Below are 14102 nucleotides of genomic sequence, written 5' to 3' on the forward strand. Positions count from 1 at the left end.
CTCAGCCGGCCAGCGCCTCGAGGATGACCTGCGTGTTGTGCCGCTCGGCGCCGAGGTAGGTGCCCTCCGGCGTGCCGGCCGCGCCGAGGCTGTCGCCGAACAGCGCGTCCTCGCCGGCGACCACCTTGACGCCGGCCTGCTGCGCGATCGCCTCGGCGGTCTTCGGCGGCAGCGAGCTCTCCGCGAAGATCGCCTTCGTCCCGGTCGCCCTGATCTTCGCGACCAGGTCGGTGAGCTGCTTGCCGGACAGCTCCGCCGAGGTGTCCATGCTCGGGATCACCGAACCGACGAACTGCAGCTGGTAGCGGGCCACGTAGTAGCCGAACGCGTCGTGGTTGGTGACCAGCTTGCGGTCCTGCGCCGGCAGCGTGGCGAAGGCGGCCACGGTGTCGGCGTCGAGCTTGTCCAGCTCCGCGGTGTACGTGGTCAGGTTCGCCGCGAAGGCCGCCGCCTTGCCGGGCTCGGCCGCGGCCAGGCCCTTCTCGATGTTCGTCACCATGATCTTGGCGTTGCGCGGGTCGTGCCAGATGTGCGGATCCGGCCCGTGCTCGCCGCCCTCCTCGCCCTCGCGCAGCGTCACGCCGGAGCTGGAGTCGACGACCGCGCCGGTGAAGCCGGCCGACGTGATGGTGGTGCCGAGCCACTCCTCGAGGCCGACGCCGCTCTTCACGACGACCTTCGCGGTCGCGATGGCCTGCAGGTCGGCCGGGGTGGGCTCGTACTCGTGCGGGTCGACGTTCGGCTTGATGATCTGGGTGACGGTGACGTCCGCGCCGCCGATGTTCCGGACGAAGTCCGCCACCTCCGGGGTGGTGGCGACGACCGCGAGAGCGCCGGTCGACGCGGGCTCGGAGCCTGCGGCCTTCGCGCCGCAGCCGGCGATGACGGTGAGGGCCGCGGCGGCTGCCGTGATCCGGAGTAAGCGCTGCTTGTTCATCATGTCCTTCACTCCCGTACCTGAGGAGTGAAACGATAATCGTTTTCAACTTTTATCGTCTAATGGCAAGATGACCATGCGTCGGGCGCCGGAGCCATCGACGGCGGGCTAACCGAGCGCGGCGCGCAGCTGGGCCAGATTCTGGTGCATCAGGGCCGGGAAGTCCGCGGACGGGGTGGCGATCCAGTCGGCGGCGGCCACCGCGAAGACGGCCAGGGCCGACTGCGCGGCGAACGCGGCGGCCCGCTCCTCGGCGCCGCGGCCGACGAGCGTCGCGGTCATCGCCGCGGCCAGCCGGGCCGACTTGATCAGGTCGCGTTCGCGCAGCTCCGGGGTGACCGCGAGGACCGCCAGCCGGGCCTTGGCGAACTCGTAGTACGGGGCCAGCTCCAGCCCGGCGCGGGTCAGCGCGGCCATCACGGCGCCGATCGTGTCGAGCTCCGGGTCGGCCTCGGCCAGGTGGGCCAGCACGCTCTGCTCGAACATCTGCGCGTTGGCGAAGAACACCTCGCGCTTGTCGGCGAAGTGGTTGAAGAACGTCCGCTTGGTCAGCCCGGCCCGCTCGGCGATCTCGACCACCGTCACCTCGCCGAAGCCACGCTCCCGGAACAGCTCCATGGCGGCCTGCTGCAGCCGGCCCCGCGCGTCCGGTTCCCATCGTGCCATCCGGTGATCCTACCCGCGATTGCACTTGGTGCACTCACGTGCCACACTCTGATTGCACCAAGTGCACTGACAAGGAGTGTGTCGCCATGCCCACGAACACCGCAGCCTGGATCCCGGCCCGCAACGGCACCCTCGCCGTCGGACCGGCCCCGTACCCCGCGCCCGGCCCGGACCAGATCCTGATCCGCAACCACGCCGTCGCGATCAACCCGCTCGACTGGGTCATCCAGGTGGCCGGCCGGGTGGCGTACGCCTGGCTGAAGTACCCGGCCGTGCTGGGCGCCGACGTGGCCGGCGAGGTGGTCGAGGTCGGCTCGGCGGTCACCCGGTTCCGGGCCGGCGACCGGGTCCTGGCCCTCGCCGTCGGCACCGACCGGGACGCCAACAGCCCGGCGCAGGGCGCGTTCCAGCAGTACACGGTGGTGCTGGAACGGCTGGCCAGCCCGATCCCGGCGGCGATGGCCTATCCGGACGCCGCCGTGCTGCCGCTGGGCGTGTCCACCGCGGCCTGCGCGCTGTTCCAGACCGATCACCTCGGGCTGCGGCACCCGGTCGCGGGCGCCGCGCCGGCCGGGGAGACCGTCCTGGTGTGGGGCGGCGCGACAAGCGTCGGCAGCAACGCCGTCCAGCTGGCCGTGGCGGCCGGCTACGACGTGATCACCACGGCGTCGCCGCGCAACGCCGGATGGCTCACCGACCTCGGCGCGTCCCGGGTCTTCGACTATCGCAGCCCCACCGTCGAGGCCGACGTCGTCGCGGCGCTCGACGGCCGCACGCTGGCCGGGGCGGTGGCGATCGGGTCCGGGTCGGCGCCCGCCTGCGTACGGATCGCCGGGGCCGCCCGCGGGAACCGGATCGTCTCGGTGGCCACCGCCCCGGTCACGTTCGAGAACGGGTTCTCGCTGCCCCGGACGGTGACCGGCATGCTCGGCGGGGTGCTGCGCCTGGAGATCGCCGCCCGGCGCCGCGGCGTACGTACGAAATTCGTCTTCGGGTCGGATCTGAAGAACAACGAGGTCGGACCGGCGATCTTCCGGGACTTCCTGCCGGCCGCCCTGGCCGAGGGCCGCTACCTGGCACTGCCCGCGGCGTCCGTGGCCGGCAGCTCGCTGGCCGACCTCCAGCAGGCCATGGACCGGCAGCGCAAGGGCGTCTCGGCCACCAAGCTGGTGGTGACCCTCTCCTCGTGATCGTTCGCGGTGGCAGGATGGATCCGCGCCGGCCCGAGTGAAAGGCCCTCCCATGGAGATCTTCGACATGATCGGGCGGGACGCCTGATGGCCGTCGCCGTCGCCGCACCCCACCCGGCGGCCGTCGACGCGGCCGGTGAGGTGGTGGCGGCCGGAGGCAACGCGCTGGACGCGGCGCTGGCGGCCGCCGTCGCGCTGACCGTGGCCTATCCGCATCAGTGCTCGATCGGCGGTGACCTGGTCGCCGTCGTGCGCCCGGCCGGTGGCGAGCCCCGCGCGGTGCTCTCCATCGGCGCGGCCGCCACCGCCGTCGACGTCGGCGCGCTGCGGGCCGCCGGGCCCCGGATGCCGTTCGGCGGGCCGCAGACGGTGACCGTGCCGGGTGTGGTCGCCGGGTGGGCGACGCTCGCCGGGCTCGGCGCCCGGCTGCCCCTGGCCGAGCTGCTCGCCCCGGCCCGCGCGCTGGCGGCCGGTGGTGTGTCAGTCAGTCCCGGGCTGCACCGGGCGATCCGGGGCCGGCTCGACGGCATCCGGGCCGACCCCGGGCTGCGCGCGCTGCTGCTCGACGACGTCGGCGAGCCGGTCACCCGGCTGGTGCAGCCGGCGCTCGCGGCCACCCTCGACGAGCTCGCCGCGAACTGGCGCTCGTTCTACACCGGAGCGCTCGCCGCCCGCCTGGTCGCCGGGCTCACCGCGCTGGGCAGCCCGTTGACCACCGCCGACTTCCGGGCGCACGGCGCCGAGCTGACCGCGCCGCTGGTGCAGGCGGCCGGCGGGGCGACCTGGTACGCCGCCCCGCCCCCGGTGCAGGGCGCCACCTTCCTGGCGATCAACGGCTCGCCGGCGCTGCTGGCCGACGCGCGCCGCGCCCAGATCGCCCGGGACACGCTGCTCGGCGACCCGCGGATCGGGCCGGTCGACCTCGACGGCCTGCTGCTGCGCACCCCGGCACCGGGTGCCGCCGGCACCGGCCCGAAACCGGCCGGGGACACCGTGGCGGTCACCGCCGTCGACGCGGACGGCACCGCGGTGACCCTGATCCAGAGCGTCTTCCAGAGTTTCGGCTCGGGGCTGCTGGAGCCGGGCACCGGCATCGTGCTGCACAACCGGGGCTCGTCGTTCAGCCTCGACCCGGCGCACCCCGGGCGGCTCGCGCCGGGCGCCCGGCCGCCGCACACGCTCTGCCCGGTGCTCGCCGTGACCGGCGACACCGTGGTGGCGCTCGGCTGCCAGGGCGGCCGGTCCCAGCCGTGGATCCTGGCGCAGGTCGCCGGGGACGTGCTCACCTCGGCGGACCTGGCCGGGGTGCTGGCCCGGCCACGGTGGATCATCGGGGCCCGGAAGATCGACCGGGAGGTGCCGACGCTGCTGCTGGAGCCGGGCACCCCGGCGGCGTACGAGCTGGCGTCCACGGCCGCCGGGCTGGGCCTGCTGGCCGAGACGACCCGGGGGCTGCACGACGACGCCGGGCACGTCCAGGTGGCCCGGCTCAGCGGTGGTCTGCTGACGGCGGCCAGCGACCCGCGCGCCGACGGCTCGGCCGCCCTGCTCGTCCAGGGACCCCGGCCGGCTTCCCTCGTACCAAAAAATGATCTTGATGGGAGAGTGGGACGCGGTGACCCTGGCTGAGGCGGTCCTGTTGCTGGTGGCGGGGCTGGGCGCGGGGACGGTGAACGCGATCGCCGGTGGTGGCTCGCTGCTGACCTTCCCGGCCATGCTGGCGATCGGCATGCCGCCGGTCGCGGCGAACGTGAGCAACGCACTCGCGGTCGCCCCCGGCTACGGCGCCAGTGTGCTCGGCAGCCGCGCCGACCTGATCGGTCAGGGCCGGCGGATCCTGCGGGTGATCCCGACCGCGTTGCTCGGCGCGCTCGGCGGGTGCCTGCTGCTGCTCAACACGCCCCGCCGGGTGTTCGACCTCGTGGTGCCGTTCCTGGTGATCGGCGCGGCGCTGACCCTGGCCGGCCAGACCCGGTTGCGCGCGCTGGTCGGCCACCCGCAGCAGGTGAGCCCGCGCCGGGCGACGGTCATGCTGCACACCGCGGTGTTCCTCTGCGCGCTCTACGGCGGCTACTTCAACGCGGCCCTCGGCGTGCTGCTCGTCGCCGGGCTGGCCCTGGTGCTCGACGAGACGCTGGCCCGGGTGAGCGCGCTGAAGAACCTGCTCTCCGCCCTGATCGGGGTGGTCACCATCGCGGTCTACAGCATCTTCGGCCCGGTGAACTGGGCGGCGGTCGCGGTGATCGCCCCGGCCACGATCGTCGGCGGCTACCTGGGCGCCCGGGTCGCGCGCCGGCTCCCGGCCGCTGTCCTGCGCACGGTGATCGTCGCTTTCGGCCTGACCGTGGGCACGGTGCTGCTCGTCCGCGCCCTCTGACCCCATTTTTTCCGGTACGACCGGAGCCGCCGTCCCGGGGGCGCTCCCCCGGGGCGAGTGAGAACCGGCGACCGGTGGTGACGGTCAGCCGGCCGGCCAGCCGGGACCCAGGGCGCGGGTCAGCAGCGTCATCAGCTGGCCGAGTTCGCTGTCGGTCAGTGCCGCCAGCGGGTTGTTCTCCAGGGCCGCCCGGAGCACCTCGTCACGAACCTGACGGCCCTCGGCGGTCAGCACCAGCACCCGCGAACGGCGGTCGGCCGGGTCCACGGCGCGTTCCACCAGACCCCGGTCGGCGAGCTGGTTGGCCATGAAGCTCAGGTTCGGCGCGTTGCAGTGCAGCCGTTCGGCCATCACCTTCATCGGGGGCGGCGGCTCGTCGGGGTCGATCGCCCACAGCACCTGGAACGTCGACGACGTCAGGCCGTGCCCGGCCAGGGCCGGGCCGGCCAGGTCGACGGTCCGCATCCACGCCTCGTAGATCGCGGTAGCCGTGGCGGCGAGTCGAGGCGTGGTCATGTCGCCATCCTACCGTTCGTTCGAGTCTCGAAGTATCGTGCTACCGTCAGTGCTTCGAGACTCGAACTAATGGAGGTTTCCGTGGGAGACGACTATCAGGGCCGGACGGCGCTCGTGACCGGTGCGTCCAAAGGGCTGGGCCGCGCGTATGCGATGGAATTGGCCCGCCGGGGATCGCGGGTGGTCCTGCTGGCCCGCTCGGAGCCCGAGCTGCACGCCCTCGCCGCCGAGATCCGGGCCCGGCACGGCGGGACACCGGCCGAAGTGATCACCGGCGACCTCTCCGCACCCGACGGCCCGCAGCGCGTCCTGCACGAGCTGCGTGACCGCGGCCTGACCATCGACCTGCTGCTCAACAACGCCGGAGCGGGCATCACCGGCCCGTTCCTGCAGCGGGCGATCGAGCCACAGCTGCGCACCGTCGGCCTCAACGTCGCCGGCCTGCTCGCGCTGACCCACGCGATCGGCGCCGAGATGGTCGCCCGGGGCGCCGGCGGCATCATCAACGTGTCGTCCAACGGAGCCTTCCAGCCCGTGCCCTACCAGGCCAGTTACGCCGCGACCAAGGCCTTCGTGCTCTCCTTCACCGAGGCACTCGCCGAAGAACTACGTGGCACCGGGGTCCACGTCATGGCCACCCATCCGGGCGCCACCGCGACGGGCTTCTTCGACGGCAGCTCGGTCACCATGGACCCGGGCGCGGACAACCCGGAGACGGTCGCCGGCCGCACTCTCGACGACTACAGCCGGCGCCGCGGCGCCTCCTACCCCGGCCGCACGGCGACCCGCGTGATGACCTGGGCCGCGCGGCTGCTGCCCCGCACCACCGTGGCGCGGATCGCCGGCTCGTTCAGCCGCCGCCAGCAGTGGCACCACGCCGTGGACACCGCCTGACCGGCCGGCGCCCGCCGCCGGCTCCTCCCTCGACGACGACGGCGAGCACGGCGCGACCGCGAACCGGGGTGTCGCCGACCCGGTGAACGTTCGCGGCCGGCGCACTAGCCCAGCGCGGTGTGCCGGTCGGGGAACCGGATCTCCAGCTCGATCGTGGTCGGCCCGGTCGTCAGGCTCGCCGCGAGGGGCTCGGGTCTGCCCAGTCGGTAACCCTGGGCGAAGTCGACCCCGTACGCCCTCAGCAGATCGACGGTCCCCTGGTCCTGCACGCACTCGGCGGCGACCCGGATGCCGAGGGCGTGGCACAGCTCCACCAGTTTGGACACGACGGCCTGGTCCGGCGGCGACTGGCAGATGTCGACGACGAACACGCCGTCGATCTTGACCAGATCGACGGGCAGATACTTCAGGTAGGCCAGGGCGGCGTACCCGGTCCCGAAATCGTCGAGGGCCAGCTGGCAGCCGATCTCCCGGATACCCGTGGCGAAGGCGAGGGCTTCGTTGCGGTTCTCGATCAGCGCGGTCTCGGTGATCTCGAAGGTCAGGCACTCCGCCTTCACCCGGTGCCGGCGGATCGCCTCGGTCACATAGGTCAGCAGCCCGGGATCGGCAAGCGACTTCCCGGAGATGTTGACCTGGTAGTGCGAGGTCTGCGCACCCTGCCCGATCAGTTCCAGGGCGTGATCGATGACCCACTTGTCCACCGCGAGGATCTCGCCGACCCGTTCGGCCATGTCCAGGAACGCCCACGGCGCGAGCAGTTCCCCGGTGTCGCCACGCACCCGCAGCAGGATCTCGTGCCGGGTGACCTGGTTGAGGCCGAGATCGACGAGGGGCTGGGCGTAGAGCGCGAACCGGTCGGTCGCCACCGCGTGCAGCACCCGGGACCGGCACCGCTCCGTCCGGTCCTCCCGCGGGGCCGGCCGGTCGAGGACCTGGACGGCCATGCCCGTCCGGCCGGCCTCGCGAGCCGCGTGTTCGCCGTCGACGAGCAGGTCGAATCCGGTGGCGGTGGCGCCGGCGGTGAACCGCACCACGCCGGCACACGTGCTGAGCCGCAGTGCCTTCTGCTGGACGGTGAACAGGTGACGCCGGAACGTGTCGACGATCCGGTGCGCCAGGTCGTCGGCGGCGTCGGCGCCCTGCTCCGGGGAGCAGACCAGCACACCCCACAGACCCGGACCGACCAGTCCACAGGTCTGGCCGGGTCCGGCGATCGTCCGCAGCAGCCCGGCGATGTCCGAGGTCAACCGCTCACGATCGTGATCGGTGACCTTCGCGGACAGGAGGGTGGCGGGCTCCGTCGCCACGACGATCAGGGCACCGTCGGTGGTGCGCCGGGCCCGATCGACCTCGTCGGTGAGGTAGCTCCGCGTCGGCAGCCCGGTGACCAGGTCCCGGGCGGCCAGATCGGCGCAGAGCATCGCCCTGCGCGTGGCGAGCCGCCGGCGCTCCTGCCGATCGGTTTCGAGGGTGGTGACGTCCACTCCGGTGGCCACGATGCCGGACGGCTCGCCCGCGGTGGTCAGGATCTCGATGTCGCAGTGGACGTGGTGAACGCTGCCGCTCGGGTGGATCACACGAAAGGTGACGTCGCCGGGGCGATGCTGCGCCCAGGCGGTCTCCACGGCCTCCCGGACGGCCGGCGCGTCGGCCGGGTGAACGAACTCCCCGAGCACCTCGGGGGTGAGGGTCAGCGTTCCCGGCGCGTTGCCGAAGATCATGGACATCTCGTCGGACCACTTCAGCTGGCCCTGGGCCTCGCCGGCGCCGATCGTCCAGGTGATCGTGCCGCGCTTCGCGAGCTGTGCGGCGCGGGCGATCCGGCTCGCCTCGTCGACCTTCGCCGTGAGCGGATCGACGAGGTCGGCGTCGACGAGGATCTGATAGCCGTCGGCGAGCGAGAGGTCGTACGCGCTCTGCACGGTCCGCGCGACCCGGCGGGCCCGGGCGATTTCCAGCGGGCTCGGCTCGGCCGTCTCGGCCAGAGCCAGGATGTCATCGAGGTCCATGAGCACCTCCCGGGCGCCGCCGGTTGTCCGAGTCGGTGTAGCCGGCTTGTTCGGCCAACTGACGCAGGTGCTGCCGGGCGGCCGCCTTGTAGCGGCGGACGCTGATGTCGGCCAGCCCGAGGATGCGGGCGATCTCCTGGTTGGAGAAACCCTCCCGCGACATCTGGAAGACCTCGGCCTGCCGGGCCGGCAACTGCTGCAGCCAGGTGCGCAGCGTCTCCTGCGCCTCCCACGCGTCAGCGATATCCGGCTTCGCCTCCGGCGGCAGGTCCTCCGGTGGCATCGCCCGCTCGCGCTGACGCCGGTCGTGCTCCTTGAGAAGCTTGTTGCGGGCGGTGGCGATGGTCCAGGCCATCGGCTCGGTGTAGGTCCGGATCTTCGGCCACTGCACCCGGCCCTGCAGGTAGGCCTCCTGCAAGGCGTCCTTGATCGCCTCCCGGTCCCAGCGCCGCGCGCGCAGGATCCGTTCCACGGTGTGATAGCTCTGCTCGGTGAAGACCCGGAACTCCTCGTCGTGACTCTTCTTCAGACGCAGAGCCTCCGCTCTCTGCGCCGCCTCCCCGTCCACCGGCTCCGGCAGCAACGCGGCCGAGCCGTCCACCCCGCTCACGCCGCCTCCTCGTCGTTGCCGCCGGCCGCCGGCTCCCGGCCCCCGAACTCCACCTCACGATGCCCGTCCCGGTCCCGCTCGACGATCCGGACGACACCGCGGTGCCGCTCGGCCAGACCCATCAACCCGGTCGCCCGGGCCGCGGCACGCACCGACGCCTCGCGCTCGGCATGGCATCGCGTGCGGTGCGCGATGTAGGCCCGCGCCAACCCCGCCACCGCCCCCGCGGCCAGCACCAGACCCAACACTCGGTAATCAGAGGCTGGTCCCCACATCATCTCTTCCACAACGCCCCCTCGTCACCATCACCTCACAGGTAACTGTCCGTGTGGCGGCCTCGATGTAGATGGGCGACCGTCCACATTCCTGCTCATGATCCTCGATCATGGCTTTCAGCAGCAATGACGTCCGAAAGTTATCGCCACAGGACGCAGAGCGACAATTCTTCTGGGCAATCGTTCAACTACCTGGAGTTATCTCAGTGCCGCCGGGGCCCTTTTCCGCCCGAGTGACCCTCCGTAAGATCCACACCGGGTCAGGGGCGGAAGCGGTCGGCCGGCTCGGCGGTCAGGGCGGGCCAGGCGAGCGGGTCGTGGCCCGGGACGACCGGGTAGCCGCGGGACGCACCGATGTCCTTGAGGCGGCGGATCTGGGTGATCGTCTGTTCCGGGGTGACGCCGCGGAACGAGCCGATGGCGCGCTCCCCGGTGATGTTCTCGGTCAGGTCGGCGGCGTCGCAGGCGAAGACGTAGCCGCCGCCACCGGCCAGGTCGACCACGAAGCTCTGACGGCCGGGGGGTGTGGCCCGTGGTGAGCAGCGCCGTGACGCCGGCCGCGACCGCGGTGGCGGTCACGCTGCCGTGCGCGGCCGCGGACCGCGCCATCGCGAGGTGCGCGCGCACGCAGACCCCGGTGAGCACGGCGCTCGGCCGTGCCCACCTGCGGCCCGATCCGGCGATCACCCCACCACCCAATTCCTGTCGACCGACAGGAATTCTGCGCGCGGCCGGTGACACCTGAAGATCCACCGGATTGCCGATCGGTTTCGGACTCGGCGGCGACCGCCGGTCAGCGGCAGGTCCGGCCCTTGTTGAGGCAGGCCGCGATCCGCTGCATGGTGCGGTCGGAGTTGACGTTGACGAAGTCGTTGTGGTCGGAGAACGGGTTGTGGTTCTCCTCCGGGAACGAGTCCAGGGCGTACTGGCCCTTGCGCTGGACCTCCTGCGACAGCCGGTAGGAGACGGTGATCCGCAGCTGCGGGATGGCGACGAAGCCGGCCGGGCAGGCGCCGGTCTTCGCGTCGGCGAAGGCGACGTGGGCGCGGTGGTTGGCGCTGTCGGTGTTCTTGCCGTCCCAGCAGCCGGGGAAGTCCTGGACCCGCTGGACCTGGCGGCCGGCCGGGCAGATCGGGTACTTGTCGGCGAGCCGGTCGGTGAACCCGGAGCAGGTCCAGGTGGCGCGGGCGTTGGCCGGGCCGCGACTGGTCGGCTTCGCGTCGCCGGTCAGCGTGCGGAGGAACTTCGGCATGGGTACGACCTTGCTCACCGGGTTGCCCCGGTACTCGATCAGTACCGACGCGGGACGCACGATGCCGCCGGTGTTGTTCGGCAGTTCCAGGTCGGGGCCCTGCGGGTCGGGCAGCGCGGCGGCGGTCGGTGACGCCGACGGCGCGGCCGGGGGCTGCCCGGTGCCCGGCCGGCCGTCGAGGGTGCAGCCGGCCAGCTTGCCGAGGTCCTGCGGGCGGGCGGCGTTGCGGCCGATGGCGGTGGCGATCCGGTCCAGGACCGCGGTCCGCTTGGCCTTCAGCGGGCCGAGGATCGCGTTGTCGACGAAGTTCGCGCCGCCCTGCCCCCGGGTGGCGACGAGGCGCTCGTTGGCCTCGGAGATCTGCCGGTCCAGTTCGGCGAGGTTCCGGTCGACCTCGGCGAGGGCCTGCCGGGGCACGCCGGGGAGTTTGTCGCGCACGCCCGGACAGCGGACCTGCGGAGTCGCGACCGGGCCGGCCTTCGCCGACGCGGTGTGCAGGGCGGCGTGGACGCCGTCGTAGCTGATGTCGCAGTCGGCCATCGACACCATGCCGCTCGGCCAGCTGCCACCGGCGCGGCGGATCGCGTCACCGATGGTGGCCAGGGCAGCGGCGCGGTCCGAGCCCAGCCGGCGCAGGACGTCGTTGTTGAGGCCGGCGTTCACGCCCTTGACGGCGAGGATGCGCCGGTCCGCGGTGGACTCCATCTGATCCAGATCGGACAGCAGCTGATCAACGGCGACTTTCGCCCGGTCCGGGACGGCGGGGAGGCGGTCACGGACGGCCGGGCAGACAACGGCTCCGGACGTACCGGAAAGGGCGTCGCGGACCTGAGCACCGTCGGCCCGGACCGCGGGATCGATCCGGACCACCGGCCAGAAGTACGACGAGCGGTCGCCGTTGCGGCAGGTCGTCCCGGACGCGGCCAGGTCGGCGTCGGAGGAGAACGCGGTGATCGCCTTGTTGCCGACGAAGTCGTGCACGTGTTCCGCGCCGTTGCGGATGCCCGGCTGGGCGACCGGGTTGTCCGGGCTGAACTTGCCGTTGCCGTTGGTGCCGCAGTCCACGGTGAACCGGCCGCGGGACGCGTCCCGGCCCGGCCGCGGGTTCACCACGTTCGCGGCGACCCGGTCGATCGGGACGTACTGGTTCAGGCTGGTCGAGGCGTCGGCCGTGCCCTTGCCGCCGCCGGAGACGAACGTGACGGTCAGGACTCCGGCCGCGACCAGCGCGGTGCCGGCCGCGGCGACCCGCACCAGGGTCGAACTCTTCGGCGACGGCCGTCGGTAGCGAGCTCTCACGCGCTTCTCCTCATCGTGGGACGCACCGCCGTGGTGGTCGGTGTCGCCCCTCGATACGCGGGCCGGCCGGGACCGGATGGCCGTGGCCCGCTCAGGTAAGCGTTCGGTAAGAACTCGGCTGGCGCCGGAAGTCAGGCCGCCAGGCGGTCGGCGGGCCAGTCCACCTGCGGGTCGGTGGCCGGCCGGCTCAGGTAATAGCCCTGCACGTGGTGCAGGCCCTCCTCGGTCAGCACGGCGAGTTCGGCGCCGGTCTCCACCCCCTCGGCCACCACGGTCACGCCGAGCGAGGCCCCGAAGTTGCACATCGCCCCGATCAGCGCCCGCCGGGCCGGATCCTGGTCGCTGTCGGCGATGATGCTGCGGTCGAGTTTGACGATGTCCGGGCGCAGTCGCAGGATGTGCTGCATCGAGGCGTACCCGGCGCCGGCGTCGTCGACGGCCAGGCGCGCGCCGGTCGCGCGGACCAGCCGCATCGAGTCGGCCAGCGTGTCGTAGTCGTCGACCGCCGTATGCTCGGTCACCTCGATCACCAGCCGGGCCGCCTGGGCGCCGAGGCCGGCGAGCAGCTGGTGGAACCGCTGGTCCAGGATCGTCTGGGCCGACACGTTCACCGACAGGTACGCCTGGGCGGGCACGCTGGGCAGCCGCCGGCAGGCCGCGGCGACCGCGTGCATCTCCAGGTCGATGCCCAGGCCGACCTGCCACGCCTCGGCGAACCAGACGTCGGGCGTGCGGTACGGCTCCGCGGCGAACCGGGCCAGCGCCTCCATCCCGGAGATCTCGTTGCGGTCGACGTCGACGATCGGCTGCAGGACGATCTGCAGCGCGCCGGGGTCGCGCATGCTGTGCTCGACGCGGGCCCGGATGGCGTCCTGCTCCTGTCGCAGCTGCTGCTCGGCCGAGGCGGCGGCCATCTCCACGGTGACGTCGGCGCTGAAGCCGCGGTAGCCGACGATGCAGCCGCCGGCGCCGTACATCGGGGTGGCGCTGCTGCTGAGGGTGCGCGTCGTGCCGTCGCGGTGCACGGCGCTGCTGATCCAGTCCTGGCGCGCCGAGGTGTCGAAGACGTGCTCACTCGCGGCCGGATCACGGTCCAGCAGGTCCCGGACGTCGCGCCCGGTGAGCTGCTGCGCGTCGTAGCCGAGCAGCTCGCCCACGCCGTCGCTGCTGTAGGCGATCCGCAGGTCGGCGTCGACCTGCCAGACCCAGCCGTGCGCGGTGTGCACGGTGTCGCGGAACGCCTCCACCGCCTCCTCGGCCCGGGCCGCGAGACTGCGGTGGAACCGCACCAGCCGGACCGTGGTGGCGGCGGCCAGCGGCAGCCAGGCGACCCCGATCAGGCCGAGCCACTCGTCGAGCTCGGGGGTCTCCCCCTTGATCCACACTTCGAGCCAGTCCCACGCGTACGAGATCAAGGCGACCACCATGCTCACCGCGAGCACGGTCACCGCCGACGACACCACGCTGCGCGCGCGCTGCAGCTCGGCGGGGGTGTCCGTGTCGTTCTCCTTCACCTCCGGCTCATCGGCGGGGATCAGGGCCGGATGAGGGCGAGAGCGGTCAGGGCCGCTCGTGGCGGGCGGCGTCGAGGCCGGCGCGCACCTCGGTGAGCAGGTCCACCAGCAGGCCGAGCCGTTCGTCGGAGAGCCCGGCGAAGGCGATCGTCGCCTCGGGGTGCATCGCCAGCATCGCGGTGGTCAGCAGTTCCCCGCCGCGCGCGGTGAGCCGCACCTCCCGCCGGCGGCTGTCGTCGCCGGCCACCTCGGCGGTGACCGCGCCCAGCTCGGTGAGGGTGCGCAGGGTCTTGGAGACGGCTGGCTGGTTGACCTCCATGGCGGCCGCGATCTCGCCGACCGAGCAGCCCTGCGGCGCCCCGGCCAGGTGCGACAGCACGGCGACGTGGGTCAGCGTGACGCCGTGCGGGCGTAACGCGCGGTTGAGCCGGGTGGTGCTCAGCTGGTGGACGACGGCGAGCTCGCGGACAGCTCGCCCCTGGGTCTGCGGGCGCTCCATCCGTCAACAATATTCCACGGAATACTTGACGGGGAGCCGACGCGGCCACCAAAATACATTC

The 14102-nt window shown here is 72.5% G+C and carries 15 protein-coding genes; 5 read left to right on the forward strand and 10 right to left on the reverse strand.

The window, feature by feature from the left end; genetic code table 11:
- Position 1 precedes the first annotated feature (1 nt).
- Positions 2 to 940, reverse strand: a complete 939-nt coding sequence (locus tag ADL15_RS24285; protein ID WP_067695682.1) for a metal ABC transporter substrate-binding protein — start codon at positions 938 to 940, stop codon at positions 2 to 4.
- Positions 941 to 1045: 105 nt separating this feature from the next.
- Positions 1046 to 1603, reverse strand: coding sequence for a TetR family transcriptional regulator (locus ADL15_RS24290; protein WP_067695602.1), 558 nt, complete (start codon positions 1601 to 1603; stop codon positions 1046 to 1048).
- Positions 1604 to 1689: 86 nt separating this feature from the next.
- On the opposite strand from ADL15_RS24290, the gene ADL15_RS24295 reads away from it, so the two are divergent.
- From ADL15_RS24295 to ADL15_RS24305, 3 genes are all read left to right on the forward strand, one after another.
- Positions 1690 to 2793 carry a zinc-binding alcohol dehydrogenase family protein gene (locus tag ADL15_RS24295; protein ID WP_067695605.1) on the forward strand — a complete coding sequence of 368 codons (1104 nt, stop codon included), beginning with the start codon at positions 1690 to 1692 and terminating at the stop codon, positions 2791 to 2793.
- Positions 2794 to 2880: 87 nt separating this feature from the next.
- Positions 2881 to 4422, forward strand: a complete 1542-nt coding sequence (locus tag ADL15_RS24300; RefSeq protein ID WP_067695608.1) for a gamma-glutamyltransferase — start codon at positions 2881 to 2883, stop codon at positions 4420 to 4422.
- On the forward strand, positions 4409 to 5170 hold the full coding sequence (locus tag ADL15_RS24305) for a sulfite exporter TauE/SafE family protein (protein WP_067695685.1): 762 nt from the start codon (positions 4409 to 4411) through the stop codon (positions 5168 to 5170). Before ADL15_RS24300 ends, ADL15_RS24305 begins: the two co-directional genes overlap by 14 nt.
- A gap of 84 nt (positions 5171 to 5254) precedes the next feature.
- On the opposite strand, the gene ADL15_RS24310 is transcribed toward ADL15_RS24305, so the two are convergent.
- The gene (locus tag ADL15_RS24310; protein ID WP_067695610.1) at positions 5255 to 5686 is read right to left on the reverse strand and encodes a MarR family winged helix-turn-helix transcriptional regulator; all 432 of its coding nucleotides are present in this window, start codon (positions 5684 to 5686) and stop codon (positions 5255 to 5257) included.
- Between the two features lie 81 nt (positions 5687 to 5767).
- Here ADL15_RS24310 and ADL15_RS24315 point away from each other — a divergent pair, with 81 nt between their 5' ends.
- Entirely contained in the window at positions 5768 to 6580 is an 813-nt protein-coding gene (locus ADL15_RS24315) for an SDR family NAD(P)-dependent oxidoreductase (RefSeq protein WP_198170995.1), read from the forward strand.
- Between the two features lie 104 nt (positions 6581 to 6684).
- Here the strand turns inward: ADL15_RS24315 and ADL15_RS24320 are convergent, their stop codons facing one another.
- From ADL15_RS24320 to ADL15_RS24335, 4 genes are all read right to left on the reverse strand, one after another.
- A complete protein-coding gene (locus ADL15_RS24320; RefSeq protein WP_067695617.1) occupies positions 6685 to 8592 on the reverse strand; it encodes an EAL domain-containing protein in 1908 nt (635 codons plus the stop codon).
- On the reverse strand, positions 8579 to 9202 hold the full coding sequence (locus tag ADL15_RS24325) for an RNA polymerase sigma factor (RefSeq protein ID WP_157441579.1): 624 nt from the start codon (positions 9200 to 9202) through the stop codon (positions 8579 to 8581). Before ADL15_RS24325 ends, ADL15_RS24320 begins: the two co-directional genes overlap by 14 nt.
- Positions 9199 to 9450, reverse strand: a complete 252-nt coding sequence (locus tag ADL15_RS24330) for a hypothetical protein (RefSeq protein ID WP_232344309.1) — start codon at positions 9448 to 9450, stop codon at positions 9199 to 9201. Before ADL15_RS24330 ends, ADL15_RS24325 begins: the two co-directional genes overlap by 4 nt.
- Positions 9451 to 9737: 287 nt before the next feature.
- Positions 9738 to 9980: a hypothetical protein gene (locus ADL15_RS24335; protein WP_067695621.1), complete on the reverse strand. Its 243-nt coding sequence runs from the start codon at positions 9978 to 9980 to the stop codon at positions 9738 to 9740.
- 29 nt (positions 9981 to 10009) lie between these two features.
- Here ADL15_RS24335 and ADL15_RS55585 point away from each other — a divergent pair, with 29 nt between their 5' ends.
- Positions 10010 to 10222, forward strand: a complete 213-nt coding sequence (locus ADL15_RS55585) for a hypothetical protein (RefSeq protein WP_232344310.1) — start codon at positions 10010 to 10012, stop codon at positions 10220 to 10222.
- Positions 10223 to 10270: 48 nt separating this feature from the next.
- Here ADL15_RS55585 and ADL15_RS24340 read toward each other — a convergent pair whose 3' ends face one another.
- The 3 genes from ADL15_RS24340 to ADL15_RS24350 all read right to left on the reverse strand — a co-directional run bounded on the left by ADL15_RS24340 (position 10271) and on the right by ADL15_RS24350 (position 14041).
- Positions 10271 to 12028, reverse strand: a complete 1758-nt coding sequence (locus ADL15_RS24340; protein WP_067695624.1) for a DUF1996 domain-containing protein — start codon at positions 12026 to 12028, stop codon at positions 10271 to 10273.
- Positions 12029 to 12159: 131 nt separating this feature from the next.
- Positions 12160 to 13542 carry a sensor domain-containing phosphodiesterase gene (locus ADL15_RS24345; protein WP_067695627.1) on the reverse strand — a complete coding sequence of 461 codons (1383 nt, stop codon included), beginning with the start codon at positions 13540 to 13542 and terminating at the stop codon, positions 12160 to 12162.
- 46 nt (positions 13543 to 13588) lie between these two features.
- Positions 13589 to 14041, reverse strand: a complete 453-nt coding sequence (locus ADL15_RS24350; RefSeq protein WP_067695631.1) for a MarR family winged helix-turn-helix transcriptional regulator — start codon at positions 14039 to 14041, stop codon at positions 13589 to 13591.
- Between the last annotated feature and the right edge of the window lie 61 nt (positions 14042 to 14102).

This window comes from Actinoplanes awajinensis subsp. mycoplanecinus, assembly GCF_001509495.1.
Classification (GTDB): Bacteria; Actinomycetota; Actinomycetes; order Mycobacteriales; family Micromonosporaceae; genus Actinoplanes; species Actinoplanes palleronii.